This is a genomic window from Pseudomonas sp. 44 R 15 (genome assembly GCF_900004965.1).
In the GTDB taxonomy this organism is placed as follows: domain Bacteria; phylum Pseudomonadota; class Gammaproteobacteria; order Pseudomonadales; family Pseudomonadaceae; genus Aquipseudomonas; species Aquipseudomonas orientalis_A.
Window position 1 is genome coordinate 68,049 of record NZ_CVTU01000042.1, and the last position, 25,832, is coordinate 93,880.

General features: G+C 58.8%; 22 protein-coding genes and 2 tRNA genes. 18 read left to right on the plus strand and 6 right to left on the minus strand.

Features of this window, described 5'->3' with window-relative positions; genetic code table 11:
• Positions 1-2 precede the first annotated feature (2 nt).
• Together greA and BFP93_RS04715 are read left to right on the plus strand one after the other, a co-directional pair.
• Positions 3-479, plus strand: coding sequence for a transcription elongation factor GreA (gene greA, locus BFP93_RS04710; RefSeq protein WP_057725061.1), 477 nt, complete (start codon positions 3-5; stop codon positions 477-479).
• Positions 480-507: 28 nt separating this feature from the next.
• Entirely contained in the window at positions 508-912 is a 405-nt protein-coding gene (locus tag BFP93_RS04715) for an MFS transporter (protein ID WP_065892262.1), read from the plus strand.
• Positions 913-921: 9 nt separating this feature from the next.
• Here BFP93_RS04715 and BFP93_RS04720 read toward each other — a convergent pair whose 3' ends face one another.
• Entirely contained in the window at positions 922-1,230 is a 309-nt protein-coding gene (locus tag BFP93_RS04720; RefSeq protein WP_003176146.1) for a YhbY family RNA-binding protein, read from the minus strand.
• A gap of 105 nt (positions 1,231-1,335) precedes the next feature.
• On the opposite strand from BFP93_RS04720, the gene rlmE reads away from it, so the two are divergent.
• The 16 genes from rlmE (at position 1,336) to BFP93_RS04795 (ending at position 17,548) form a co-directional block, all read left to right on the plus strand.
• Positions 1,336-1,986 carry a 23S rRNA (uridine(2552)-2'-O)-methyltransferase RlmE gene (gene rlmE / locus BFP93_RS04725; RefSeq protein WP_065892263.1) on the plus strand — a complete coding sequence of 217 codons (651 nt, stop codon included), beginning with the start codon at positions 1,336-1,338 and terminating at the stop codon, positions 1,984-1,986.
• Between the two features lie 200 nt (positions 1,987-2,186).
• Complete coding sequence (gene ftsH / locus BFP93_RS04730) at positions 2,187-4,097, plus strand: ATP-dependent zinc metalloprotease FtsH (RefSeq protein ID WP_057725015.1); 1,911 nt, start codon at positions 2,187-2,189, stop codon at positions 4,095-4,097.
• 8 nt (positions 4,098-4,105) lie between these two features.
• Complete coding sequence (gene folP / locus BFP93_RS04735; RefSeq protein ID WP_065892265.1) at positions 4,106-4,957, plus strand: dihydropteroate synthase; 852 nt, start codon at positions 4,106-4,108, stop codon at positions 4,955-4,957.
• A gap of 16 nt (positions 4,958-4,973) precedes the next feature.
• Entirely contained in the window at positions 4,974-6,311 is a 1,338-nt protein-coding gene (gene glmM, locus BFP93_RS04740; RefSeq protein WP_065883941.1) for a phosphoglucosamine mutase, read from the plus strand.
• Between the two features lie 66 nt (positions 6,312-6,377).
• Positions 6,378-7,133, plus strand: a complete 756-nt coding sequence (gene tpiA / locus BFP93_RS04745; protein ID WP_057725018.1) for a triose-phosphate isomerase — start codon at positions 6,378-6,380, stop codon at positions 7,131-7,133.
• A 4-nt stretch (positions 7,134-7,137) separates the two neighbouring features.
• Positions 7,138-7,521 (plus strand): preprotein translocase subunit SecG, encoded by a 384-nt coding sequence (gene secG / locus BFP93_RS27065; RefSeq protein ID WP_010206600.1) that lies wholly within the window; start codon positions 7,138-7,140, stop codon positions 7,519-7,521.
• A gap of 21 nt (positions 7,522-7,542) precedes the next feature.
• Positions 7,543-7,628 (plus strand) — tRNA-Leu (locus BFP93_RS04750).
• A 96-nt stretch (positions 7,629-7,724) separates the two neighbouring features.
• Positions 7,725-7,801: transfer RNA gene (locus BFP93_RS04755), tRNA-Met, on the plus strand.
• A gap of 140 nt (positions 7,802-7,941) precedes the next feature.
• Complete coding sequence (gene rimP / locus BFP93_RS04760) at positions 7,942-8,400, plus strand: ribosome maturation factor RimP (RefSeq protein ID WP_003235029.1); 459 nt, start codon at positions 7,942-7,944, stop codon at positions 8,398-8,400.
• Between the two features lie 47 nt (positions 8,401-8,447).
• A complete protein-coding gene (gene nusA, locus BFP93_RS04765; RefSeq protein ID WP_057725019.1) occupies positions 8,448-9,929 on the plus strand; it encodes a transcription termination factor NusA in 1,482 nt (493 codons plus the stop codon).
• 27 nt (positions 9,930-9,956) lie between these two features.
• On the plus strand, positions 9,957-12,470 hold the full coding sequence (gene infB / locus BFP93_RS04770) for a translation initiation factor IF-2 (protein WP_065883943.1): 2,514 nt from the start codon (positions 9,957-9,959) through the stop codon (positions 12,468-12,470).
• Between the two features lie 159 nt (positions 12,471-12,629).
• On the plus strand, positions 12,630-13,025 hold the full coding sequence (gene rbfA / locus BFP93_RS04775) for a 30S ribosome-binding factor RbfA (RefSeq protein WP_065883945.1): 396 nt from the start codon (positions 12,630-12,632) through the stop codon (positions 13,023-13,025).
• Between the two features lie 3 nt (positions 13,026-13,028).
• The gene (gene truB, locus BFP93_RS04780) at positions 13,029-13,946 is read left to right on the plus strand and encodes a tRNA pseudouridine(55) synthase TruB (RefSeq protein ID WP_003176136.1); all 918 of its coding nucleotides are present in this window, start codon (positions 13,029-13,031) and stop codon (positions 13,944-13,946) included.
• A gap of 115 nt (positions 13,947-14,061) precedes the next feature.
• Positions 14,062-14,331, plus strand: coding sequence for a 30S ribosomal protein S15 (gene rpsO / locus BFP93_RS04785; protein ID WP_003176135.1), 270 nt, complete (start codon positions 14,062-14,064; stop codon positions 14,329-14,331).
• Between the two features lie 194 nt (positions 14,332-14,525).
• Positions 14,526-16,631 carry a polyribonucleotide nucleotidyltransferase gene (gene pnp, locus BFP93_RS04790; protein WP_049711495.1) on the plus strand — a complete coding sequence of 702 codons (2,106 nt, stop codon included), beginning with the start codon at positions 14,526-14,528 and terminating at the stop codon, positions 16,629-16,631.
• A gap of 296 nt (positions 16,632-16,927) precedes the next feature.
• Complete coding sequence (locus BFP93_RS04795; RefSeq protein WP_065883947.1) at positions 16,928-17,548, plus strand: BON domain-containing protein; 621 nt, start codon at positions 16,928-16,930, stop codon at positions 17,546-17,548.
• 415 nt (positions 17,549-17,963) lie between these two features.
• Here BFP93_RS04795 and BFP93_RS04800 read toward each other — a convergent pair whose 3' ends face one another.
• The 5 genes from BFP93_RS04800 to panB all read right to left on the minus strand — a co-directional run bounded on the left by BFP93_RS04800 (position 17,964) and on the right by panB (position 25,648).
• On the minus strand, positions 17,964-20,897 hold the full coding sequence (locus BFP93_RS04800; protein ID WP_065892266.1) for a DUF748 domain-containing protein: 2,934 nt from the start codon (positions 20,895-20,897) through the stop codon (positions 17,964-17,966).
• Positions 20,898-20,985: 88 nt separating this feature from the next.
• Positions 20,986-22,002: a class I SAM-dependent rRNA methyltransferase gene (locus BFP93_RS04805; RefSeq protein ID WP_065892268.1), complete on the minus strand. Its 1,017-nt coding sequence runs from the start codon at positions 22,000-22,002 to the stop codon at positions 20,986-20,988.
• A 108-nt stretch (positions 22,003-22,110) separates the two neighbouring features.
• Complete coding sequence (pgi, locus tag BFP93_RS04810; RefSeq protein WP_065883953.1) at positions 22,111-23,775, minus strand: glucose-6-phosphate isomerase; 1,665 nt, start codon at positions 23,773-23,775, stop codon at positions 22,111-22,113.
• A gap of 224 nt (positions 23,776-23,999) precedes the next feature.
• Positions 24,000-24,851 (minus strand): pantoate--beta-alanine ligase, encoded by an 852-nt coding sequence (panC, locus tag BFP93_RS04815; protein ID WP_065892270.1) that lies wholly within the window; start codon positions 24,849-24,851, stop codon positions 24,000-24,002.
• Entirely contained in the window at positions 24,848-25,648 is an 801-nt protein-coding gene (gene panB / locus BFP93_RS04820; RefSeq protein ID WP_065883957.1) for a 3-methyl-2-oxobutanoate hydroxymethyltransferase, read from the minus strand. The genes panC and panB overlap by 4 nt, the downstream gene beginning before the upstream one ends.
• Between the last annotated feature and the right edge of the window lie 184 nt (positions 25,649-25,832).

The following is a 25,832-nucleotide window of genomic DNA, read 5'->3' on the forward strand; positions in this document are numbered from 1 at the left end:
GCATAACCAAATACCCGATGACCGTTCAGGGCGCTCGCGCCCTGGAAGAGGAGCACGCCCATCTGACCAAAGTCGTACGTCCAAAGCTGAGCCAGGACATCGGTACGGCCCGCGAGTTGGGTGACTTGAAGGAAAACGCCGAATACCACGCTGCTCGCGAGCAGCAGGGTATGGTCGAGGCGCGGATCCGTGATATCGAGGGCCGCATGCAGAATGCGGTGATCATCGACGTCACGACCATCCCGCATACCGGCAAGGTGATTTTTGGCACCACGGTGGAAATCGCCAACGTCGAGACCGATGAGCGCGTTGTTTATCACATCGTGGGCGAAGACGAGGCTGACTTCAAACTCGGCAAGATCTCCGTCGGTTCACCGCTTGCCCGTGCCTTGATCGCCAAGGAAGAAGGGGACGTGGTGTCTGTGAAAACCCCCGGCGGCGTGATCGAGTACGAGATTGTTGAAGTTCGTCACATCTGAAAGACGGCGCCCGCTTCGTGCGGGCGCCATGCTTTGGCAGCTCTCCCAGATGCTTTGGGTGGGTGGCCTGTGGTTGTTGCACATTGGCGTGCTGCCGGCGCTGGGTTTGATTGGCCTGGCACCGCTGCTGATCGATGAGATCGACGAATTGCTCAGTGCGTTGCTGGTGGCTTTTGCGGCGGCGTGCGTGACCCTCCAGGCATTAGTGCTGGTCAAGGCTGAAGGCCTGGGGAGTTTGTGGCGGGATATTCGCGGCCAACTGCTATTGATGGCGCTGTATGCGTGCGCAATGTATTGCGTCGTGCATGTCTGGCTGCCGCAAGCGTTGCGCTGGCAGCTATTCAGCTATCTTGTGCTAGGGTTCTCCGGCCTGGTGCTGGTTATACAGCCCGCACCGGGATGGAGTGGCGGGGCGCGCGAAGCACGCCCCTGACCCTTGTCATCATTTGAAGCGATGAACGTTCGACAGTTGCTTGTTGACGCTGAAATTCTTGCGATACAGCAGCGCCATCTTGCCGATAACCTGAACCAGGTCCGCCTTGCCCACCTTGCACAATTCTGCAACGGCGGCCAGGCGCGCTTCGCGATCAAGGATATTGACCTTGATCTTGATCAGTTCATGATCATTGAGTGCGCGTTCGAATTCGGCTAACACACCTTCAGTCAAACCGTTGTCTGCCACAATCAGAACTGGTTTCAGATGGTGGCCAATGGATTTGTACTGTTTCTTCTGCTCTTGAGTGAGCGGCATAATCTGACCCCTGCGTCTGATCTTGTAAAAAGCGGCGGCCAGTTTACCCGAGCGAGTCCGGGACCGCCCAGTTAATCACGACCCGTTTTATTTTCGAGGTGGCCCGTGGCCCGTTCCAAAACCAGCCTTAAGTGGCTACAAGAGCATTTCAACGATCCTTACGTCAAAAAGGCGCAGAAGGACGGCTACCGTTCCCGGGCCAGCTACAAATTGCTGGAGATCCAGGACAAGGACAAATTGATCCGTCCCGGCATGAGCGTTATTGACCTGGGCGCGGCCCCGGGTGGCTGGTCCCAGGTGACCAGTCGTCTGATTGGTGGGCAGGGCCGCTTGATCGCTTCAGACATCCTGGAGATGGACAGCATCCCGGATGTAACCTTTGTTCATGGTGATTTCACCCAGGACACCGTGCTCGCAGAGATTCTTGAGGCGGTGGGAAATTCGCAGGTAGACCTTGTGATTTCCGACATGGCCCCCAATATGAGTGGATTACCGGCCGTCGATATGCCGCGTGCCATGTTCCTGTGTGAATTGGCGCTGGACCTGGCGGGTCGGGTACTGCGTCCTGGTGGTGATTTCCTGGTGAAAGTCTTCCAGGGCGAAGGGTTTGACGAGTACCACAAGAACATCCGCAAGCTGTTCGACAAGGTGCAAACACGCAAGCCCGACTCTTCCCGGGACAGGTCCCGGGAGCAATACCTGCTCTGTCGCGGCTTTCGCGGCGTTGAAGGTGCGGCGAGCGAAGAGCGTTTTTGAGAGATTCGAGGAGGGCGATAGGTTTTTTTATATCGCTTTCGTCATGAAGCTTTACGATTATTGTGTAGTCAAAGTTTCACAAAGGGTTACAGACGGCGCCTGCCAGTGGTGTAGGTAATGTAGTAAGTTAGGCCGGTGAATATCATGCGAAGCGCGCGCCAGTAGCGGAGCTTGCTTCAGAGGGTAGTTAATTGAACGATATGGCAAAGAATCTGATCCTGTGGTTGATCATCGCGGCTGTCCTGGTGACGGTGATGAACAACTTCTCCAGCCCTAACGAGCCGCAGACCCTCAACTATTCCGACTTCATCCAGCAAGTTAAGGATGGCAAGGTCGAGCGCGTGGCGGTTGATGGCTACGTGATTACCGGCAAGCGTATTGATGGCGACAGCTTCAAGACCATTCGTCCGGCCATTCAGGACAACGGTCTGATCGGCGACCTGGTGGACAACAAGGTCGTTGTGGAAGGCAAGCAGCCTGAGCAGCAGAGCATCTGGACCCAGCTCCTGGTAGCCAGCTTCCCGATCCTGGTGATTATCGCCGTGTTCATGTTCTTCATGCGCCAGATGCAAGGGGGCGCGGGAGGCAAGGGCGGGCCGATGAGCTTCGGCAAGAGCAAGGCACGCCTGCTCTCCGAGGACCAGGTGAAAACCACCCTGGCGGATGTCGCCGGTTGCGACGAAGCCAAGGAAGAAGTCGGTGAGCTGGTCGAGTTCCTGCGTGATCCGGGCAAGTTCCAGCGCCTGGGCGGACGCATTCCTCGTGGCGTACTGATGGTCGGCCCTCCGGGTACCGGCAAAACCTTGTTGGCCAAGGCGATTGCCGGCGAAGCCAAGGTGCCGTTCTTCACCATTTCCGGTTCTGACTTTGTCGAGATGTTCGTCGGTGTAGGTGCCAGCCGTGTTCGCGATATGTTCGAACAGGCCAAGAAACACGCGCCATGCATCATCTTCATCGACGAAATCGATGCCGTGGGTCGCCATCGTGGCGCCGGCATGGGTGGCGGTCATGACGAGCGTGAGCAGACCCTCAACCAGTTGCTGGTGGAGATGGACGGTTTCGAGATGAATGACGGCATCATCGTCATCGCTGCAACCAACCGTCCTGACGTACTGGACCCTGCGCTGCTGCGTCCTGGCCGTTTCGACCGCCAGGTGGTGGTGGGCTTGCCGGACATCCGCGGTCGCGAACAGATCCTCAAGGTCCACATGCGTAAAGTGCCAATGGGCGACGACGTGGCCCCGGCCGTGATTGCCCGTGGTACCCCAGGCTTCTCCGGTGCTGATTTGGCCAACCTGGTCAACGAGGCTTCGTTGTTCGCAGCCCGTACCGGCAAGCGCATCGTTGAAATGAAAGAGTTCGAATTGGCCAAGGACAAGATCATGATGGGCGCAGAGCGCAAATCCATGGTCATGTCCGAGAAGGAAAAGCAGAACACTGCGTATCACGAAGCGGGTCACGCCATCGTGGGTCGAGTTGTGCCTGAGCATGACCCGGTCTACAAGGTCTCGATCATTCCACGTGGTCGTGCCTTGGGCGTGACGATGTTCCTGCCGGAAGAGGATCGTTACAGCCTCTCCAAGCGTGCGCTGATCAGCCAGATCTGTTCGCTGTACGGCGGTCGGATTGCGGAAGAGATGACGTTGGGCTTCGACGGTGTCACCACCGGCGCTTCCAACGACATCATGCGCGCCAGCCAGATCGCCCGGAACATGGTGACCAAGTGGGGTTTGTCGGAGAAACTCGGTCCGTTGATGTATGCCGAGGAAGAAGGCGAAGTATTCCTGGGGCGTGGCGGTGGCGGTCAAAGTGCCAGTTTTTCGGGCGAGACAGCCAAGCTGATCGACTCCGAGGTGCGCAGCATCATTGACCAGTGCTATGGCACGGCCAAGCAGATCCTCACCGACAACCGCGACAAGCTGGACGCGATGGCTGATGCGCTGATGAAATACGAGACTATTGATGCCGATCAGATCGACGACATCATGGCGGGGCGTACGCCTCGTGAGCCTCGCGATTGGGAAGGTGGTTCAGGTACCTCGGGCACTCCGCCAGTGGTGCAGAATGAACGTCCTGAAGCTCCGATCGGCGGCCCGGCGGCTGACCATTAAGGTTTGAAATGATTTCTGCGTCGTCCTCCACCCGGTTGCCTTGCGGCAACCGGGTTCTTGATTTGGCCCATACGCATGTCATGGGCATTCTTAATGTAACTCCCGACTCGTTCTCCGATGGCGGCCGCTTCAGTCAGCAGGATGCCGCGTTGCGTCATGCCGAGGCGATGGTGGCTGCCGGCGCGACGTTGATTGATGTCGGCGGCGAGTCGACTCGGCCGGGTGCCCGCGTTGTTTCTCCTGTGGAGGAGCTGGAGCGGGTGGCGCCGATTGTCGAGCGCATTGCGCGCGAGCTGGATGTGATCATCTCGGTGGACACGTCAACGCCGGCGGTGATGCGGGAAACTGCACGCCTGGGAGCGGGCCTGATTAATGATGTGCGTTCGTTGCAGCGCGACGGTGCCCTCGACGCCGCTGCGGCGACCGGCCTGCCCGTGTGTCTGATGCATATGCTGGGAGAACCCGGCAATATGCAGGATAATCCGCACTACGACGACCTGGTTGGCGAGGTAAGTCGCTTCCTCGCTGACAGAGTCGCCCAGTGCGCGTCAGTGGGCATTGGCGCTGAAAAGATCATTCTCGATCCCGGGTTTGGCTTCGCCAAGACCCTGCAGCATAATTTAAGCCTGTTCAAGCATATGCAAGCCCTGCACGCCCTTGGTCGGCCTCTTCTGGTCGGTGTTTCGCGCAAGAGCATGATAGGGCAGGCCCTGAATCGCCCGGTGGGTGAGCGGCTGTATGGCGGCCTCGCGCTGGCTGCGCTTGCCATGACCAAGGGCGCTCGTATTTTGCGTGTGCATGATGTCGCCGAGACGGTGGACGTGGTGCGCATGATTGCCGCTGTAGAATCAGCCGAATAAGAATGATGGAGCACTCATGACTAAGAAATATTTTGGCACCGACGGTATCCGTGGTCGGGTCGGTGAATACCCGATTACCCCAGATTTCATGCTCAAGCTGGGTTGGGCGGCAGGCATGGCATTCCGCAGCATGGGCGCGTGCCGCATCCTGGTGGGCAAGGACACGCGTATTTCCGGCTACATGTTTGAATCCGCGCTGGAGGCAGGGTTGTCCGCCGCGGGTGCCGACGTGATGCTGCTGGGCCCCATGCCTACACCGGCGATCGCCTACCTGACGCGTACCTTTCATGCTCAAGCCGGTATCGTGATCAGTGCTTCGCACAATCCGCACGATGACAATGGCATCAAGTTTTTCTCGGGGCAGGGCACCAAGTTGCCGGACGAGATCGAGCTGATGATCGAAGAGCTGCTGGATGCGCCGATGACGGTGGTTGAGTCCAGCAAGCTGGGCAAGGTGTCGCGTATCAACGATGCCTCCGGTCGCTACATCGAATTCTGTAAAAGCAGCGTGCCGAGCAGCACCAATTTCGCCGGGCTGAAGATCGTCGTCGATTGTGCCCATGGTGCGACGTACAAGGTGGCGCCGAGTGTCTTCAAGGAGCTCGGTGCGCAAGTCACTGTGCTGTCGGCTCAGCCCAACGGGTTGAACATCAACGACAACTGCGGTTCCACGCACATGGAGCAGTTGCAGGCGGCGGTTCTGGCCGAGCATGCAGACCTGGGCATCGCCTTTGACGGCGATGGCGACCGCGTGTTGATGGTCGATCACACCGGCATGGTCGTGGATGGTGATGACCTGCTGTTCATCATTGCCCGCGACTTGCATGAGCGTAACAAGCTGCAAGGGGGTGTCGTCGGTACGCTGATGAGTAACCTGGGGCTCGAATTGGCGTTGGCTGAATTGGGGATTCCCTTCATTCGCGCCAATGTCGGTGACCGTTACGTGATCGCCGAGTTGCTGGAACGCAATTGGCTGATTGGTGGTGAAAACTCGGGGCATGTCGTTTGCTTCCAGCACACCACCACGGGCGACGCAATCATCGCCGCGCTGCAGGTGTTGCTGGCCTTGCGTCGTCGCGAAGAGAGCCTGGCGCAGGCGCGACAGGCGCTGCGCAAGTGTCCGCAGGTGCTGCTCAATGTGCGTTTCGGCGGTGGCGAAAACCCAATCGAGCACCCCTCTGTCAAGGAAGCGTGCGAGCGTGTAACCCAGGCAATGGCGGGGCGTGGGCGGGTGTTGTTGCGCAAGTCCGGCACAGAGCCTCTGGTGCGTGTCATGGTCGAAGGCGAGGACGAAACACAGGTTCGCGGCCATGCCGAAGACCTGGCAAAACTGGTAACTGAAGTTTGCGCCTGAATTCGGCTTGCCAGTGATGGTGTGGTTGGGTAACATCTGCGCCCACTTTGACCGACGGGGTACAGCATGCGTCGCACGATGGTAGCTGGTAACTGGAAGATGCACGGTACCCGCGCCAGTGTCGCTGAGCTGATCAATGGCCTTCGTCACCTGGCCTTGCCTGGCGATGTGGATGTTGCGGTTTTCCCGCCTTTCCTGCATGTCGGCCAAGTGGTTGATGGCTTGAAAGGTCAGTCGATTCAGGTCGGTGCGCAGAATTGCGCGGTGGAACCCGCCCAAGGTGCGTTGACCGGTGAGATTGCGCCGAGTCAGTTGGTTGATGCCGGTTGTGCCTATGTGCTTGTTGGGCACTCCGAGCGCCGCCAGTTGATGGGTGAAAGCGATCAGATGCTCAACCGCAAGTTCGCAGCGGCACAGGCTTGTGGTTTGATCCCGGTGTTGTGCATAGGGGAAACCCTTGAGCAGCGCGAATCGGGCAAGACGCTTGAAGTTGTCTCGCGTCAGCTGGGCAGCATCATCGAGGAACTGGGTGTTGGTGCGTTTGCAAAGGCAGTAATCGCTTACGAGCCGGTCTGGGCCATTGGTACCGGGCTGACTGCTACACCGCAACAGGCGCAGGATGTGCACGCCGCCATCCGCGCGCAGTTGGCGGCAGAAAATTCTGAAGTCGCACAAGGTGTGCGGCTTCTATACGGCGGCAGCGTGAAGGCGGCCAATGCGGTCGAACTGTTCGGCATGCCGGATATCGATGGGGGGCTCATTGGTGGAGCTTCCCTGAATGCAGATGAGTTCGGTGCGATCTGTCGCGCCGCGGGAAACTGAAAAAATGCTGGAAACAGTCGTAGTCGTTTTTCATCTGTTGGCTGCCCTGGGCGTAGTTGCCCTGGTTTTGTTGCAACAGGGTAAAGGTGCGGATGCTGGTGCGTCTTTCGGTGCAGGTGCTTCAAATACTGTATTCGGAAGCCAAGGTTCCTCTACCTTTCTTAGTAAGTTTACTGCTATACTTGCCGCCGGTTTCTTCATAACCAGCTTGGGGTTAGGTTACTTTGCTAAAGAGAAGGCTCATGTGCTGACTCAAGTAGGTTTGCCAAACCCAGCAGTGTTGGAAGTACCAAAAGCAAAACCGGCTTCTGATGATGTCCCGGTGCTTCAAGAGCAAAAGTCGGCTACTCCAGCGACTGACGTGCCTCCAGCTCAAGAGCAGAAGTAAGAAGGTTGTAAACGCTGTATTGCCGAGGTGGTGGAATTGGTAGACACGCAACCTTGAGGTGGTTGTGCCCATAGGGTGTAGGGGTTCGAGTCCCCTTCTCGGTACCAATTATCAGGAGAGCCCGCTGTTGCGGGCTTTCTTGTAGGTGGAAGGTTACATTGACCCTGTAAGGGATCGGTCGTATACTTCCGCCCCAGCTTTGTCGCGGGGTGGAGCAGTCTGGTAGCTCGTCGGGCTCATAACCCGAAGGTCGTCGGTTCAAATCCGGCCCCCGCAACCAGTTTTAGCGGAGCCCCTTTTAAGGGGCTTTTTGTTAGCTGGACACTTTCAACGCCGCTGTTCGACGGCGTTTCAAGGATGGGCGTTTCGCCCATTTTTTTATTTTGCACAGCATGCACATACATGCACGAGGGGGTTCAGGTGTCGAGCAAGCTAGAAGAGTTGCAGGCCTTGCTGGCCCCGGTGGTCGTGGCCCTAGGCTATGAATGCTGGGGTATTGAGTTTTCGGCTCAAGGTCGCCACTCAATGTTGCGCGTTTATATCGATAAAGAGGGCGGCGTGCTGGTGGACGATTGTGCAATTGTCAGCCGTCAGATCAGCGGTGTCCTGGATGTTGAAGATCCGATTTCCGTTGAATACACCCTTGAAGTTTCCTCGCCAGGCATGGAACGCCCACTGTTCACTATTGATCAGTTTGCAAAATTTGCCGGTGAACAAGTGAAGATCAAGCTGCGCTCCCCGTTCGAAGGGCGACGCAACTTTCAGGGCCTTCTGCGCGGTGTAGAAGAGCAGGATGTCGTGGTGCAGGTAGAAGACCACGAGTTCCTGTTGCCGATCGATATGATCGACAAGGCCAACATTATTCCCAGTTTTGACTGAGACGCGGATCCCGCGGATCCAATGGCTTGCGAAAGGCGAGGCGTACGATGAGCAAAGAAGTACTGCTGGTTGTTGAGTCGGTATCCAATGAAAAGGGCGTACCGGCAAACGTGATTTTTGAAGCGCTGGAGCTGGCCCTGGCCACTGCTACCAAAAAGCGTTTTGAAGATGAAGTTGATCTGCGTGTGGAAATCAACCGCCACACCGGTGCCTATGAGACTTTCCGTCGCTGGACGGTCGTCGAAGAAGCCGATCTTGATGATCCGGCGATTGAAACCTGGCCGAGCAAGGTTGCGCAAACGCACCCTGGCGCCAACGTCGGTGATGTCGTCGAAGAAAAGATCGAATCGATCGAGTTCGGCCGTATCGCTGCACAGACCGCCAAGCAGGTCATCGTGCAGAAGGTTCGCGAAGCCGAGCGTGCTCAAGTCGTTGACGCCTATCGCGAACGCCTGGGTGAAATCATCTCCGGTACCGTGAAAAAAGTGACCCGCGACAACGTGATCGTCGACCTGGGCAACAACGCCGAAGCGTTGCTGGCCCGTGAAGACATCATCTCTCGCGAAACCTTCCGTGTCGGCGTGCGCTTGCGTGCGCTGCTCAAGGAAATCCGCACCGAGAACCGCGGCCCTCAGTTGATCCTGTCGCGTACCGCGCCGGAAATGCTGATCGAGCTGTTCCGTATCGAAGTGCCGGAAATCGCCGAAGGCCTGATCGAAGTCATGGCTGCGTCCCGCGACCCGGGTTCGCGCGCCAAGATCGCGGTCCGTTCCAAGGACAAACGCATCGACCCGCAGGGCGCTTGCATTGGTATGCGTGGTTCGCGCGTCCAGGCAGTGTCGGGCGAATTGGGCGGTGAGCGTGTGGACATCGTGCTGTGGGACGATAACCCGGCGCAGTTCGTGATCAACGCCATGTCGCCGGCTGAAGTGGCGGCAATTATCGTTGACGAAGATGCCCATGCAATGGACATCGCCGTTGGCGCAGACAATCTGGCTCAGGCCATTGGTCGTGGTGGTCAGAACGTGCGTCTGGCCAGCCAACTGACCGGTTGGACCCTGAACGTGATGACCGAATCGGACATCCAGGCTAAGCAGCAAGCTGAAACCGGTGACATCCTGCGCAACTTTATCGAAGAGCTGGAAGTCGATGAAGATCTGGCGCAGGTGCTGGTAGATGAAGGCTTCACCAGCCTGGAAGAGATTGCCTACGTACCGTTGGAAGAAATGCTCAACATCGACGGCTTTGACGAAGACACCGTCAACGAGCTTCGCGCTCGGGCCAAGGATCGTTTGTTGACTAAAGCCATCGCTACTGAGGAAAAGCTGGCAGACGCCCATCCGGCCGAAGACCTGCTCTCGCTTGAGGGTATGGACAAGGATTTGGCGATGGAACTGGCGGTGCGCGGCGTAATTACCCGCGAAGACCTGGCCGAGCAGTCTATTGACGATCTGCTCGACATCGACGGCATTGACGAAGATCGTGCCGGCAAGTTGATCATGGCCGCCCGAGCCCATTGGTTCGAGTAATTAGGCGCGGCCTGAGGAGAGAAGTGCATGACGCAAGTCACGGTGAAACAACTGGCCGATGAGGTCAAAACACCGGTAGAGCGCCTGTTGCAGCAGATGCGTGAGGCAGGTCTGCCGCACACCGCCGCCGAGGAACATGTGAGCGACAGTGAGAAGCAGTCTTTGCTGACTCACTTGAAAAGCAGCCACAAGGCGAAAGTGGAAGAACCGCGCAAGATTACATTGCAGCGCAAAACTACCAGCACCCTGCGTGTTGCAGGTAGCAAGAGCATCAGCGTTGAAGTACGCAAGAAGAAAGTCTTCGTACAGCGCAGCCCGGAAGAAATCGAAGCCGAGCGCAAACGCGAGCTGGATGAACGTCGCGCAGTAGAAAATGCTGCTCGTCAGAAGGCTGAAGAAGAAGCCAAGCGTCGCGCCGAAGAAGAAGCGCGTCGCCAGCCTGCTGCTGCGCAACCTGCCAGCACTGAAGCGGTCGCCGCTCCTGTTGAAGCGGTGCGTGAGGCTGCCCCGGTGGCTGCCGCACCTGCTCCTGCAGCAGATCGCAAGCGCGACGAACCTCGTCGTCCGGACAAACCACGTGCCGACGATAACAATCGTCGCGGTGGTGGCGGTGATGGCGAGCGTAAAAACGCTCCGCATCGCGCCTCGGTCAAAGAGAAAGCGCCTGCGCCACGCGTTGCCCCACGTACCACCGACGAAGAAAGCGACAGCTTCCGTCGTGGTGGTCGCGGCAAGGCCAAGCTGAAAAAGCGCAACGCCCACGGTTTCCAGAGCCCAACCGGCCCTGTCGTGCGTGATGTGCAGATCGGCGAGACCATCACCGTTGGCGATCTTGCCAATCAGATGTCGGTCAAGGCGGCTGAAATCATCAAGTTCATGTTCAAACTGGGTACCCCAGCGACCATCAACCAGGTGCTTGATCAGGAAACTGCTCAACTGGTAGCCGAAGAACTGGGCCACAAAGTGACCCTGGTCAGCGACACCGCCCTGGAAGATTCCCTGGCCGAGTCCCTGAAGTTTGAAGGTGAGACGTTCTCCCGTGCGCCGGTCGTGACCGTAATGGGCCACGTTGACCATGGTAAGACGTCGCTGCTCGACTACATCCGTCGTGCCAAGGTAGCGGCTGGCGAAGCCGGTGGTATCACCCAGCACATCGGTGCGTACCACGTTGAAACCGAGCGCGGCATGGTCACCTTCCTCGACACCCCGGGTCACGCCGCGTTTACCGCAATGCGTGCCCGTGGTGCCAAGGCGACCGACATCGTGATCCTGGTGGTTGCAGCGGACGACGGCGTAATGCCGCAGACCATTGAAGCTGTCCAGCACGCCAAGGCCGCCGGTGTTCCACTGGTGGTTGCAGTGAACAAGATCGACAAGCCGGGCGCCGATCTCGATCGCATCCGTAGCGAACTGTCGGTTCACGGTGTGACGTCCGAAGAGTGGGGCGGTGATACGCCGTTCGTTTCGGTCTCGGCCAAAGTCGGTACCGGTGTGGACGAACTGCTCGAAGCGGTGCTGCTGCAAGCCGAAGTACTCGAACTGAAAGCAACCCCATCGGCCCCAGGCCGCGGTGTTGTGGTTGAATCGCGTCTCGACAAGGGTCGTGGCCCGGTTGCTACCGTACTGGTTCAAGACGGTACCCTGCGCCAAGGCGACATGGTGCTGGTCGGTTCGAACTATGGCCGCGTGCGTGCCATGCTCGACGAGAACGGCAAGCCAATCAAGGAAGCCGGTCCTTCCATCCCTGTCGAGATCCTCGGCCTGGACGGTACCCCGGACGCTGGCGACGAGATGAGTGTGGTTGCCGACGAGAAGAAAGCCCGTGAAGTGGCTCTGTTCCGTCAAGGCAAGTTCCGCGAAGTCAAACTGGCTCGTGCTCACGCCGGCAAGCTGGAAAACATCTTCGAGAACATGGGCCAGGCAGAGAAGAAGACGCTCAACATCGTCCTCAAATCTGACGTACGTGGTTCCCTCGAAGCGTTGAACGGCGCCTTGAACGGCCTGGGTAACGACGAAGTGCAAGTGCGCGTTGTCGGTGGCGGTGTCGGTGGTATCACCGAATCCGACGCCAACCTGGCACTGGCTTCCAACGCTGTACTGTTCGGCTTCAATGTGCGTGCCGATGCCGGCGCTCGCAAGATCGTCGAGCAGGAAGGCCTGGACATGCGTTACTACAACGTCATCTACGACATCATCGAAGACGTCAAGAAAGCCCTTACCGGCATGCTTGGCAGTGACGTCCGGGAGAACATCCTGGGTATCGCCGAGGTGCGTGACGTGTTCCGCTCGCCGAAATTCGGCGCGATCGCCGGTTGCATGGTTATCGAAGGTACTGTGCACCGTAACCGTCCAATCCGTGTACTGCGTGAAGACATCGTTATCTTCGAAGGCGAGCTGGAATCCCTGCGCCGCTTCAAGGATGACGCTTCCGAAGTACGTGCCGGCATGGAATGCGGTATCGGCGTCAAGAGCTACAACGACGTCAAGCCTGGCGACAAGATCGAAGTCTACGAGAAGGTTCAGGTTGCTCGCAGCCTCTAACTCGCGCACTTCCGGAGCCACGCCGCGTGTGGGCATGCAGATGCCCCGCGTAGCGTACGGACTCTAAACGCAACGCCCGGTCTGGCTTTTGTCAGGCCGGGCGTTTGCCGCTTTCAGACCCCACGGGTTTCACCGTGTGGCAGTAACAGGTAACAAGACATGGCAAAAGAATACAGCCGTACCCAGCGTATCGGCGATCAGATGCAGCGCGAGCTGGCTCAACTGATCCGTCGCGAAGTCAAAGACCCGCGCGTTGGCCTGGTCACCATCACCGCCGTTGAAGTGAGCCGTGACGTGGGTCACGCCAAGATCTTCATCACCGTGATGGGCCAGGACAACAGCGAAGAAATCGCGCAAAGCATCAAGGTGCTCAACGCCGCCGCAGGTTTCCTGCGCATGCAGTTGGCCCGTGAAATGAAGTTGCGCAGTGTTCCCCAGTTGCACTTCCACTACGACGAAAGCGTCGTGCGTGGCGCGCACCTGTCGGCATTGATCGAGCGCGCCGTGGCTGAAGACAGCCAGCATCCGTCCACACCTGAAGACGCCAAGGAGTAAGCGGTGGCTCAGGTCAAACGTATCCGCCGTAACGTCAGTGGCATCATTCTGCTCGACAAACCCATTGGCTTTACCTCCAATGCCGCGTTGCAGAAGGTTCGCTGGCTGCTCAATGCCGAGAAGGCCGGGCACACCGGCAGCCTCGATCCCCTGGCTACCGGCGTACTGCCGTTGTGCTTTGGCGAGGCGACCAAGTTCTCGCAATACCTGCTCGATTCCGACAAGGGTTATGAAACCCTGATGCAACTGGGCAAGACCACCACCACGGCCGATGCTGAAGGTGATGTCCTGCAGGTTCGCGATGTGACCGTTGGTCGTGCCGATATTGAAGCCGCCTTACCCGCTTTCCGTGGGCAAATCAGCCAGATACCGCCGATGTACTCGGCGCTCAAGCGTGATGGCCAGCCTCTTTACAAGCTGGCGCGTGCCGGTGAAGTGGTGGAGCGCGAACCGCGTTCTGTTACTATTGCCCGGCTGGAATTGCTCGCCTGTGAAGGTGACACTGCCCGATTGGCGGTGGACTGCAGCAAAGGCACCTATATCCGTACCCTGGTGGAAGATATTGGTGAGCAGCTGGGTTGTGGCGCATACGTTGCCGAACTGCGACGTACACAGGCCGGCCCTTTCACCCTGGCCCAGACGGTCACGCTGGAAGAGCTCGAAGCGGTACATGCCGAAGGCGGCAATGAGGCGGTTGATCGCTTCCTGATGCCATCGGACAGCGGTTTGCTGGATTGGCCATTGCTGCACTTTTCGGAGCACAGCGCGTTCTACTGGCTCAACGGCCAGCCGGTACGCGCCCCGGATGCCCCGAAATTCGGCATGGTGCGAGTACAGGATCATAACGGTCGCTTTATCGGTATCGGTGAAGTGAGCGAAGACGGGCGCATCGCGCCGCGTCGACTGATTCGGTCAGAATGACCGAACGAGTGTGGCTGTTAACAGGCATGGTCAACACTCATTTTTAGATACAGGGATTTGTCCCTGGCCTGTTGAAACCGCCCTCTGGGTGGTTTCCTGAAAAAAGGATTGCCTCATGGCTCTCGACGTTCAAGAAAAAGCACAAATCGTAGCTGACTATCAGCAAGCTGTTGGTGACACTGGTTCGCCAGAAGTGCAAGTTGCACTGCTGACCCACAACATCAACAAACTGCAAGGTCACTTCAAGGCCAACGGTAAAGATCACCACTCCCGTCGTGGTCTGATCCGCATGGTAAACCAGCGCCGTAAGCTGCTGGACTACCTGAAAGGCAAGGATCTGGGTCGTTATCAGGCTCTGATCGGTCGCCTGGGTCTGCGTCGCTAATCAGCGATTGCGCTAGAGGTTGGTTGTCTGCCGTGTGTCAGTGGGATTCCCGCTGGCCCATGGCAGGCTCCCAGCCTCAAGTTTTATCTGGATACACGTTTTACCCTGGACAAGGGTTGGGCCGATTCCCGACGTTGCCCAAGAATTTCGCAAGAAGACAAGTTCCCCAAGAGCCACAAAGAAGGTAGGACACCGTGAACCCGGTTATCAAAAAATTCCAGTTCGGTCAGTCGACCGTTACCCTCGAGACAGGCCGTATCGCCCGTCAAGCCTCCGGCGCAGTGCTGGTTACCGTTGACGACGACGTTACCGTACTGGTGACCGTGGTTGGCGCCAAGACCGCTGACCCGAGCAAAGGCTTTTTCCCTCTGTCCGTTCACTACCAGGAAAAAACTTACGCTGCCGGTAAGATCCCTGGCGGTTTCTTCAAGCGCGAAGGCCGTCCTTCCGAGAAAGAAACCCTGACTTCCCGACTGATCGACCGTCCGATCCGTCCGCTGTTCCCGGAAGGCTTCATGAACGAAGTGCAGGTTGTCTGCACCGTCGTTTCCACCAGCAAGAAAACCGATCCGGACATCGCTGCGATGATCGGTACTTCGGCTGCCCTGGCTATCTCGGGCATCCCGTTTGATGGACCGATCGGCGCCGCCCGTGTTGCGTTCCACGAAAGCACCGGCTACCTGCTGAACCCGACTTACGAGCAACAAAAAGCATCGAGCCTGGACATGGTCGTTGCTGGTACCTCGGAAGCCGTATTGATGGTTGAATCGGAAGCCAAAGAGCTGACCGAAGACCAGATGCTGGGCGCCGTGCTGTTTGCCCACGACGAGTTCCAGGTGGTGATCAACGCCGTCAAGGAACTGGCTGCCGAAGCTGCCAAGCCAACCTGGACCTGGGCTCCACAACCAGAAGCGACCGCACTGCTGGGCGCTATCCGTGCCGAGTTCGGCGACGCGATCTCCCAGGCTTACGCCATCACCGTCAAGGCCGACCGTTACGCTCGCCTGGGCGAGCTGAAGGATCAGGTTGTCGCCAAGCTGTCCGGTGAAGAAGGCCAGCCTTCTTCCAGCGAAGTCAAAGCGGCTTTCGGTGAAATCGAATACCGCACCGTTCGCGAAAACATCGTAAACGGCAAGCCACGCATCGACGGTCGCGACACGCGTACCGTGCGTCCGCTGAACATCGAAGTCGGCGTTTTGCCGAAGACTCACGGTTCGGCGCTGTTCACCCGTGGTGAAACCCAGGCCCTGGTGGTCGCGACCCTGGGCACCGCCCGTGACGCGCAACTGCTGGACACCCTGGAAGGCGAGAAAAAAGACCCGTTCATGCTGCACTACAACTTCCCTCCGTTCTCGGTGGGCGAGTGTGGTCGCATGGGCGGTGCTGGTCGTCGTGAAATCGGTCACGGCCGTCTGGCCCGTCGTTCGATCGCCGCGATGCTGCCGGCTGCCGACGTGTTCCCGTACACCATCCGTGTTGTGTCGGAAATCACCGAATCCAACGGTTCCAGCTCCATGGCTTCGGTTTGCGGCGCTTCCCTGGCACTGATGGACGCCGGTGTACCGATGAAGGCACCGGTTGCCGGTATCGCCATGGGCCTGGTTAAAGAAGGCGAGAAATTCGCCATCCTGACCGACATCCTGGGTGACGAAGACCACCTGGGTGACATGGACTTCAAGGTAGCCGGTACCGCCAAAGGCGTAACCGCGCTGCAGATGGACATCAAGATCAAGGGCATCACCGAAGAGATCATGGAAATCGCCCTGGGCCAAGCCCTGGAAGCGCGCCTGAACATCCTCGGCCAGATGAACCAGATCATTGGTCAGTCGCGTACCGAGCTGTCGGAAAATGCTCCGACCATGATCGCGATGAAAATCGACACCGACAAAATCCGTGATGTCATCGGTAAAGGCGGCGCGACTATCCGTGCGATCTGTGAAGAAACCAAGGCTTCGATCGATATCGAAGACGACGGTTCGATCAAGATCTTCGGCGAAACCAAGGAAGCAGCTGAGGCAGCACGCCAGCGCGTCCTGGGTATCACCGCTGAAGCCGAGATCGGCAAGATCTACGTCGGTAAGGTTGAGCGCATCGTCGACTTCGGCGCATTCGTCAACATCCTGCCGGGCAAGGATGGTCTGGTTCACATCTCCATGCTGAGCGACGCTCGCGTTGAGAAAGTGACCGACATTCTGAAAGAAGGCCAGGAAGTGGAAGTGCTGGTACTGGACGTGGACAACCGCGGCCGTATCAAACTGTCCATCAAGGACGTAGCAGCAGCCAAGGCTTCGGGCGTTTAACTAGCCGCAAGCGTCACGCTGCAGAAAAGGACTCTTCGGAGTCCTTTTTTTATGAGCGTGAGAAAATGGAAGAGAATCAGCTGTTTAGCCCTGCGCAAAAGCCGCAACTTGCATGCAGGCACGATGGACTTCATGCAAGTTGCACGATTCCGAAAATTAGCGTTTTTTATAACTGGTTGTTTTATAAGGGTTTTTATATTTCTGGCGACTTGGCACACTGCCTGCAATATCCCTGTTAGCGCTTCAGTACCAAGATTTATGTACTGCAGTCTTTTAATAAAACAGGAGTTACTCGTATGAAGAAGTTCGCTCTCGCTACTGCTACCGCTCTGACTCTGGCCATGGGTGCTAACGTAGCCTTTGCTCAGACTTCCCAAGCCCCTATGACTCTGGCGGCCGGCGAAGCCACCCAGGCTAAGGAAAGCGTTTCGGATACTTGGATCACCACCAAAGTCAAAGCTGACCTGCTGACTGAAAAAGGCATTCCAGGTTCGGACATCATGGTTGAAACCAACAAAGGTGTGGTTTCCCTGTCCTCCAAAGTAGCCGTTTCGGACTCGCAGAAAGCGACTGCCGTAGCGATTACCAAGAAAATCAAAGGTGTAACCGCAGTTTCTGCTGACGGCTTGCTGGCTGGCGGCGCTACCAAGGCTGACGGCATCGACAAAACCAAAGGTGCTGCTCATGACGCTGGCGAGGCGACTAGCGATACCTGGATCACCACTAAAGTAAAAGCTGATCTGGTTACCGAGAAAGGTATCCCTGGCACCGACATCAAAGTTGAAACCAACAAAGGTGTTGTGTCCCTGTCGTCCACAGCGGCTGTGACTGCTGCGCAGAAAGAAACTGCTGTAGCGATCGCCAAGAAAATCAAAGGCGTTAAAGCTGTATCGGCTGATGGCCTGAAAGCTCAGTAACGCTACCGATTGCGTCTGAACTGAATGGCGGCGGCTTAGGGTGAGTTAGATTTCCACCCGAGGCACCTCTGGAGTTCATGCGACCGACCACACGGATGTGGTCATTACAGGCCCCGGCACTTGTGTCGGGGCCTGTTTTATTGTGGGAGAGGGCTTGCTCCAGATGGCGATGTATCAGTCAATCTATCACTGACTGACCTACCGCAATCGGGGGCAAGCCCCCTCCCGCATTGGGTTACTCGGCATCCAGATGCATTGGCGCCAGCGCCCGAGCATCTTTCTCCGCCTGCCCCTGCTGAACAACACGGGCGAGGAGCAAAAAATGTGGGGGGGCTTGCCCCCGATAGCGGTGTATCAGTCAACATCTCTCTGACTGACCTACTGCAATCGGGAGCAAGCCCCCTCCCATATTTGGTTACTCGGCATCCAGGTGCATCGGCGTCACCACCCGACCATCTTTTTCCGCCTGTCCCAGCTGCGCATCAATGAAGTACACGCGGTCGTCTTCCAGCTTAGCCTTGTCCACCAGGTAATCCTTGATGGTGCTGGCCCGGTCCTGGCCGAGCTGGCGCAGCAGCACGTCACTGCCACTCCAGAACTTGATCACGCCGTCCTTGAGCCTGGCCGCGCGCTCATCGTCGCCCAGGCCTTTCCATTCGGCCGGTGGTTGTTGTTTCAGGCGTGTGCGGTAAATGCCTTCCAGCAAAGGCGCCTTTTCCTTCTCGGGCACCACAAGCAACGATGCCTGGGCCGGGACTTTATCGCCGCGACGCTGCAGGATTTTGTAGTAGTTGTATTGGTACTCACGCTCCAGTCGTTGCGCGGCCAGGAACGGGCCGTCACTGCCGGCCGCTGCGGTGCCTTCGATTTCCAGGCGCAGGGCAGGGCGTTCCTTGAGTGCCTTGGCCAGCGTGTTAAGGGCTCCTTCGGCGTTTTTATCCAGTTCACTGGAGCCCGCCGCAAACGACACACTCCCCAGGTCTTGCGAACCGCCGCCGGTGACCAGCCCACCAATGAACTTGAAGGGCGCCGTCGCGGCACGCACCACGAGGTTGCGCAAGGTCTGCCACACAATCGGCATGACGCTGAATTGCGGGTTGTTCAGGTCACCGCTTACCGGCAGCTCGATGGAAATCTTGCCGTCGCTGTCCTTGAGCAAGGCCACCGCCAGGCGAATCGGCAAGTCCACCGCATCGGCGCTGTCGACTTTCTCGCCCAGTTGCAGTTGCTCGACCACCACCTTGTTTTCAGCTTTCAACTGGCCTTTGGTGATCATGTAATGCAGGTCCAGGTTCAAACGACCTTTGCGGATTCGGAAACCTGCGAATTTGCCCGAGTACGGCGTCAGGGTGGTCAGCTCGACCCGTTTGAAGCTGGTCGCGATGTCCAGCGCCGCCATAGGGTCAAACGGGTTCACGCTGCCCTTGATGGTCACTGGCGCGTAGCGGTCCACCTTGCCCTTGATGTCGACGCTGGCCGGTTTGGCCTGGCGACTGTCGATGGTGCCGATCTGGCCGTTAAGTTGTTGAATCGCGGTAGCGAAGTTGGGCGTAAGGCTGAAGTCGGCGAAATTGGCCGAGCCGTCGTTGATCGCGACCTGTCCGACGTGGATACCCAACGGCTTGTCTTTGCTCGCAGCCGGTTTGGCTGCCGATTTGTTCCCGCTGTCGGCAGGCTGCGGAATCAGCAGGTCGTCGATATTGGTAGTGCGGTCCTCGTTGATCATGAAGCGCGCATAGGGTTGCAGCAGGTTGACCTTGTCGATCGACAGGCTGTCGCCGTGCTGGTAGTTGACGCCTTCCAGCACCAGGCGCTGCCATTTGAGGAAGTCACGGGACTTGAGGGTGTCGAGCGTGTGCAGCTGATCCACTTGCGCGCGGCCGGTGACTTGCAGGGTCAGCGGCTCGGTACTCTTGAGGTTGACATCCAGGTTGCTGCCCAGCATGCCGCTGCGCAGTTCCAGACGGATGAACGGGCTGATATAGGATTGAGCGACGCGCAGGTCGATGTCCTGGGTGTTCACTTTCAGCCTGGCGCTGACCGGATTGAGGTTGACCTCGCCGGCTGCCTGGATCTTGCCTTGCTTGCCCAGGCCGCTGTCGACCTTCAAGGTAAAAGGGCGCTGGTTGAGGCTGTCGAAGTTCTGCACATCGACGTTCAACGGCCCCAGATCCACGGCTACCGCAGGCTTGGCCTGGCGGTCAGCCAGGTGCACCTGGTAATTGCGCAGTTGCACATCCTTGAGCAGCACTTGCCAGGGTTTGTTCGGCGCTGCCGGTGGCGCTTCAGGTGAGTCGGCAGTCGCGGGCGCGGAGGCCGGTTCCGGCGTCTTGGCCGGTTTGCCGGGTTGGCTGGCGAACAGCTTCTGCCAGTCCAGTTGCCCATCAGCCTCGCGGGCGGCCCAGGTTTCGAGTTTGTTGCTGCGGATCTTGCCGATCACTATCTGTTGCTTGGCCAGGTCCACCGTGGTCTCGCTGACGTCCAGGCGCTCCAGTCGGGCCAATGGCCGGCCATCCGGCGCCTTGATCGCAAAGGGCGCAATACTGGCGGTGGTGTTGGTCAGGTTCAGTTCGGTCTCTTTGGCCAGGCTGAACTTATAGTCGGTGCTGAAATTGAGCACACCGTCCTCAAGCACCAGCGGCACGGCGTCGCGCACATACGGCCACCAGGCTTTCATTTTGCCGTCGGTGACTTTCAGCGAGCCTTCGGAGGTGATCGGCACCAGGCTGAAGTTGCCCTTCCAGTCGATCTGTCCGCCCTGGGGGCCGGCGGCCACCAAGGTCATGTCGGCGTTATCTTCCGGCAAGGTGCTGAGGTTTTTCAGCTCGAAGTCGAGTTTGTCGTAGAGAAATTCGATGGGTTCGCTGGGTCGCAGGTCCCGAAAGTGCACATAGCCGCCCGCCAGCCTGATGCTGTCGATACGCAGCGGGAAAGGCTTGGCGTCGGGATCGGCAGGGGTTGGCTCGCTTGGGGGCAATTTGAACAATTGCGCCAGGTTCAACTGGCCGGACTTGTCGAAGAGCAATTCGGTCCTGGGCTGCTCGAGTTGAACATCGGCCAGGTGCAGGGCGCGGGTCCAGAGGCTGTCGATCTGCAGGTTGGCATAGAGGCGCTCGAAACCCACCTGTTCCTTGCCCGGCTCACCGATCTTCAGGCCCCATAGCGTCAGCTCCAGGCTGAACGGGTTGAGTTCGATACGCTCGATACGCGCCGGCACCGTTGCGTAATGGGCCAACTGCTGGTTGGCAATACGAAGGGCGATGCCGGGCAGAATCAGAAAGCCCAGCACGCTATACACAGCAAGGGCGGTCAACAAGGCGCCTATGGCGCGGAACAATCCTTTGGGCATGGGTGACAGCCATCTATGTCGAACGAGAGTGCCTTGGAGTATGGCACGTGATTTCGGTTCCGAAGAACCGCCAGGCCTGGGAAACTTCCTACAATTGCAGGATCAGGGTCTTCAGCGGAGGTTGCTGGTCTTTCGACGGAAAGTCCGCGCCTGGCGCCATGATCTGCCAGTCGCGTACGGGGCGACCGGCTTTTTCCGCGCAACGCAGCACCTGTTCGCGCCAGTCGTCCATGCTCACTTTCGCCAGGTTGTTGCAGCAAATGAGCACACCATTATCGGCGGTTGCCAACAGTGCGGGCTTGAGCAGGCTTTGGTAGTCGCGCAACAAGTCGACGGTACCGAAGGCGCTTTTGGCCCAGGCGGGAGGATCGAGCAGGACCAGGTCATACTGGCGCTGTTCCAGGCGCGGATAGCTCGGCAGTTTCTGGCCACGACGCTGAGTGACAGGGAGGCCGGCCAATTGGCGAATCGCCGGGAAGTAATCGGACTGTACGAAGGCCATGGTCGGCAACTGCGGGTTAAGCAGACCGTTCTCGCGCCCCACGGCGAGGTTGCCCTCGGCAAAGTCCAGGTTGCAGACTTCACGTGCGCCACCGGCTGCCGCGCTCAAGCCTACGCCACAGGTGTAGGCGAACAGGTTGAGCACGCTTTTACCGGCGCTGTGGTCCTTGACCCAGCCACGGGTGTTGCGCAGGTCAAGGAACAGCAGCGGGTCCTGCCCGGCATGCCGCCCACGCACTCGGTAGTTGAGGCCCCATTCGTGACCGACCAGATCCTCCAGCGCGGCAGGTTCGGCGCGGTACACGCTGTCTTCACGGTCGATCCGTGAGTTGCCACGGGAGCGGTCGTTGTACACCAGCAGCAGCTCCAGGCCCAGGTATTGACTGATCAATTGGTGCAAGTCCAGCAGATCAGCGGTTTGCAGGGATTGGTGGAAGCTTTGCACCAGCAATTGCGGGCCGTAGCGATCGATCGTCAGGCCACCGGCGCCTTCCTGGCTGCCGTGGAACAGCCGGTAGCAATCGGTGCCCTGGGCATGCAGTTCACTGATCAGGTCTTGGCGATGGTCGAGGGCGGCGCGCAGCGCCTGGTTCAAGGAAGTCATGGAGCGCGCCTTGCTTGCGGGGGAATGAGGACAATGGGGGCGCGCAGTTTAACAGCCCCGGCCTGAACAGGCCGGGGGTTATTTCGAGGCTAGCGGTTCAGGCGTTGATCAGCCGCGGTGACGACCGCGGAAGTAGTTGATCAGGCCCTGGGTCGAAGCATCTTCGGCCGAGGTTTCTTCGGCGCCGGTCAAGCGATTGTAGACGCCTTTGCCCAGTTCCTTGCCCAGCTCGACACCCCATTGGTCGAAGGCGTTGATGCCCCAGATGACGCTCTGGACGAATACCTTGTGTTCGTACATGGCGACCAGCGCGCCCAAGCGGCGCGGGCTGATGCGTTCGACCACGATCGTGTTGCTCGGACGGTTGCCCGGGATCACCTTGTGAGGCGCCAGTTTCTGCACGTCGGCCTCAGGGATGCCCTTATCGCGCAGCTCCGCTTCGGCTTCGGCGCGTGTCTTGCCGAGCATCAGCGCCTGGCTCTGGGACAGGCAGTTGGCATACAGCCACTGGTGGTGGTCGGAGACCGGGTTGAAACTGACGATCGGCACAATGAAGTCGGCCGGGATCAGTTGGGTGCCCTGGTGCAGCAACTGGTGATAAGCATGCTGGCCGTTGCAACCTACGCCGCCCCAGATGACCGGGCCGGTATCGGTGGCGACCGGCGTGCCGTCCTGGCGCACGCTCTTGCCGTTGGACTCCATGTCCAGCTGCTGCAAATGCTTGGTGATGTTACGCAGGTAATGGTCGTACGGCAGGATCGCATGGCTCTGCGAACCCCAGAAATTGCCGTACCACACGCCCAGCAGGCCCAGCAGCACCGGCATGTTGTCTTCGAACGGCGCGTTCTGGAAATGCTGGTCCATGGTGTAGGCACCGGACAGCAGCTCCTTGAAGTTGGACATGCCGATCGCCAGGGCGATCGGCAAGCCGATTGCGGACCACAGCGAGTAACGACCACCGACCCAGTCCCACATCGGGAAGATGTTTTCTTCGCGAATGCCGAACGCGACGGCCGCCGCGTTGTTGCTCGACACCGCAATGAAGTGGCGGTACAGCTCGGCTTCCGAGCCACCCTGGGCCAGGTACCAGGCGCGGGCGGCCTGGGCGTTTTTCAGGGTTTCGAGGGTGTTGAAGGATTTCGACGAGACGATAAACAGCGTGGTCTCGGCGCGCAGCTTCATGGTCAGTTCGTGGAACTCGCTGCCGTCGATGTTCGCCAGGTAATGGCAGCGTACGCCCTTATGGGCGTAGGACAGCAGCGCTTCGGAGACCAGCTCCGGGCCGAGGAACGAACCACCGATGCCGATGTTCACCACGTCGGTGATCGGCTTTTCGGTGTAGCCACGCCACAGGCCGTCGTGGATACGGCCGACCAGGTCAGTGATCTGGTTCAGCACCTTGTGCACGTCGGGCATGATGTTCACGCCGTTGACCGACAACTTGTCGCCCACCGGGCGGCGCAGGGCGGTGTGCAGCGCCGGACGGCCTTCGGAGGAGTTGACCGGCTCGCCGGCATACAGCGCGTTGATCGCGTCTTTAAGGCCGACTTCGTTGGCCAGGCCCACCAGCAGGTCGCGGGTTTCGCGGGTGATCAGGTTTTTCGAGTAATCGAGGAAAAGCCCGCAGCTGCTCAGGGTGAATTCGGAGAAACGCTGGGGGTCGGCATTAAAGGCCTCGCGCATGCTGAAATCCTGCATGGCTTGGCGATGTTGATCGAGCGCGTGCCAGGCGGGCAGCGCGGTAACGTCATGAGGGGTGCGGTAGTACGCCATCGCTGCGGGTTTCCTTTTATTACGGGGACTGCCTTTAGGACACTTCAAAGCCCGAAACCTCCAGTCTTTTAACACGCGAGGGGTTTCGGACAGCGCTAACCAGGAGCGCAGGGCGATTACATTAAACCTAGCGTGTCGATATGTCTTGGCTTTGTCTGCGCTGATGCCGGTACTTTTTTATACCGGCATAGCGATGAAGGCAATTGGCGGGGTGTCGAGCAGGGTCAGTTGAGGTTCAGGTGCAGGTTGTCGATCAGGCGTGTCGTGCCCAGATAGGCCGCTACCAGGATCACGATGTCCCGGTCTTCGGGCGTGGCCGGACGCAAGTGCACGCCTTGACGCACTTCCAGGTAGTCCATGCGCAAGCCGGCGGCTTCGATCTGCCGGATGTGCTCGGCGCGCAGTGTGGCGAAATCCCGCTCACCGCTCTTGATGGCGTTGGCCATCTGGCTGAGGCTGCGGTACAGCACGGGGGCAATTGCGCGTTGCTCCTGGGTGAGATAACCGTTGCGCGATGACAGCGCCAGGCCATCGGCGGCACGTACGGTCGGCTCGCCGATGATCTGGATCGGCATGTTCAGGTCATGCACCATGGCGCGGATCACCGCCAGTTGCTGGTAGTCCTTCTGGCCAAATACGGCCATATCCGGCTGGACCATGTTGAACAGCTTGCTGACCACCGTGGCGACGCCTTCGAAATGCCCTGGGCGGCTGGCCCCACACAGGCCTTCGGACAACTGGGGGACGCTGACGCGGGTCTGGCCGGTCATGCCGCCGGGGTACATTTCATCGACGGTTGGCGCGAACAGCAGGTTGCAACCGGCTTGCAGCAGCATTTCCTGGTCGGCGGCAAGGGTGCGCGGGTATTTGTCCAGGTCTTCGCCGGCGCCGAATTGCAACGGGTTGACGAAAATGCTCGCCACGACGAAGTCCGATTGCTGCGCGGCCTTGCTCACCAGGGTGGCGTGGCCACTGTGCAGGTTGCCCATGGTCGGAACGAAGCCGATGCGCTTGCCGGCACTGCGCGCGTGGGTCACGGCGGCGCGCAGTTCACGTAGGGTTTTAACGGTGTTCATGCAGAAAATCCGTGTTCGGTGCCGGGAAAGGTCACGGCTTTGACTTCGCTGACGTAAGCGCTCAGTGCGGCGTGAATGCTGGGCTGGCCGGCCATGAAGTTCTTCACGAACTTGGGCACGTGGCCGCTGATCGACAAGCCGAGCATATCGTGCAGCACCAGCACCTGGCCGTCGGTGGCGGCGCCGGCACCGATGCCGATCACCGGTACCTTGACGGCCTGGGTGATTTCGGCGGCCAGTTCACTGGGCACGCACTCCAGCAGAATCATCGCGGCGCCGGCTTGTTCCAGGGCGATGGCATCGGCACGCATCTGGCGTGCCTGGGCTTCATTGCGGCCCTGTACCTTGTAGCCGCCGAGCAGGTTGACCGACTGCGGCGTCAGGCCCATGTGCGCGCATACCGGGACGCCGCGCTCAGCCAGCAGTCGGATCGACTCGGCGAGCCATACGGCGCCTTCGACCTTGATCATGTGCGCACCCGCCTGCATCAGTTTGCCGGCGTTCTGGAAGGTCTGTTCGAGGGTGGCATACCCCATGAACGGCAGGTCGGCGATGATAAACGCACCGTCATTGCCACGCTTGACGCTGGCGGTGTGGTACGCGAGTTCGTCGGTGGTGACGGGGAGTGTGCTGTCATTCCCTTGAAGTACCATGCCCAGGGAGTCGCCTACCAGCAACACCTCGACCCCGGCCTGACAGCTGGCGTGGGCGAAGGTAGCGTCGTAGCAGGTCAGCATGGTGATTTTTTCACCTTTGAGCTTGAGGCTCTGCAAGGTGGTCAGGGTAATGTCTGGCATGAAAAGGGTCCTCGTTCAGGCGCTTGGAAACAGCGAGTAACGCGCGTGAGTCTTCGTTTATACAGGCGCACTGTCTTGAGAGCAGTGCTTATAAGGCCTGGATTGCGCCCTTCAGCGCCGGGCTGGCGGCAGCGGGACGCCTATAGTCGTGAGGAGGACACGGGAAGTCAATTGGATGTGTTAC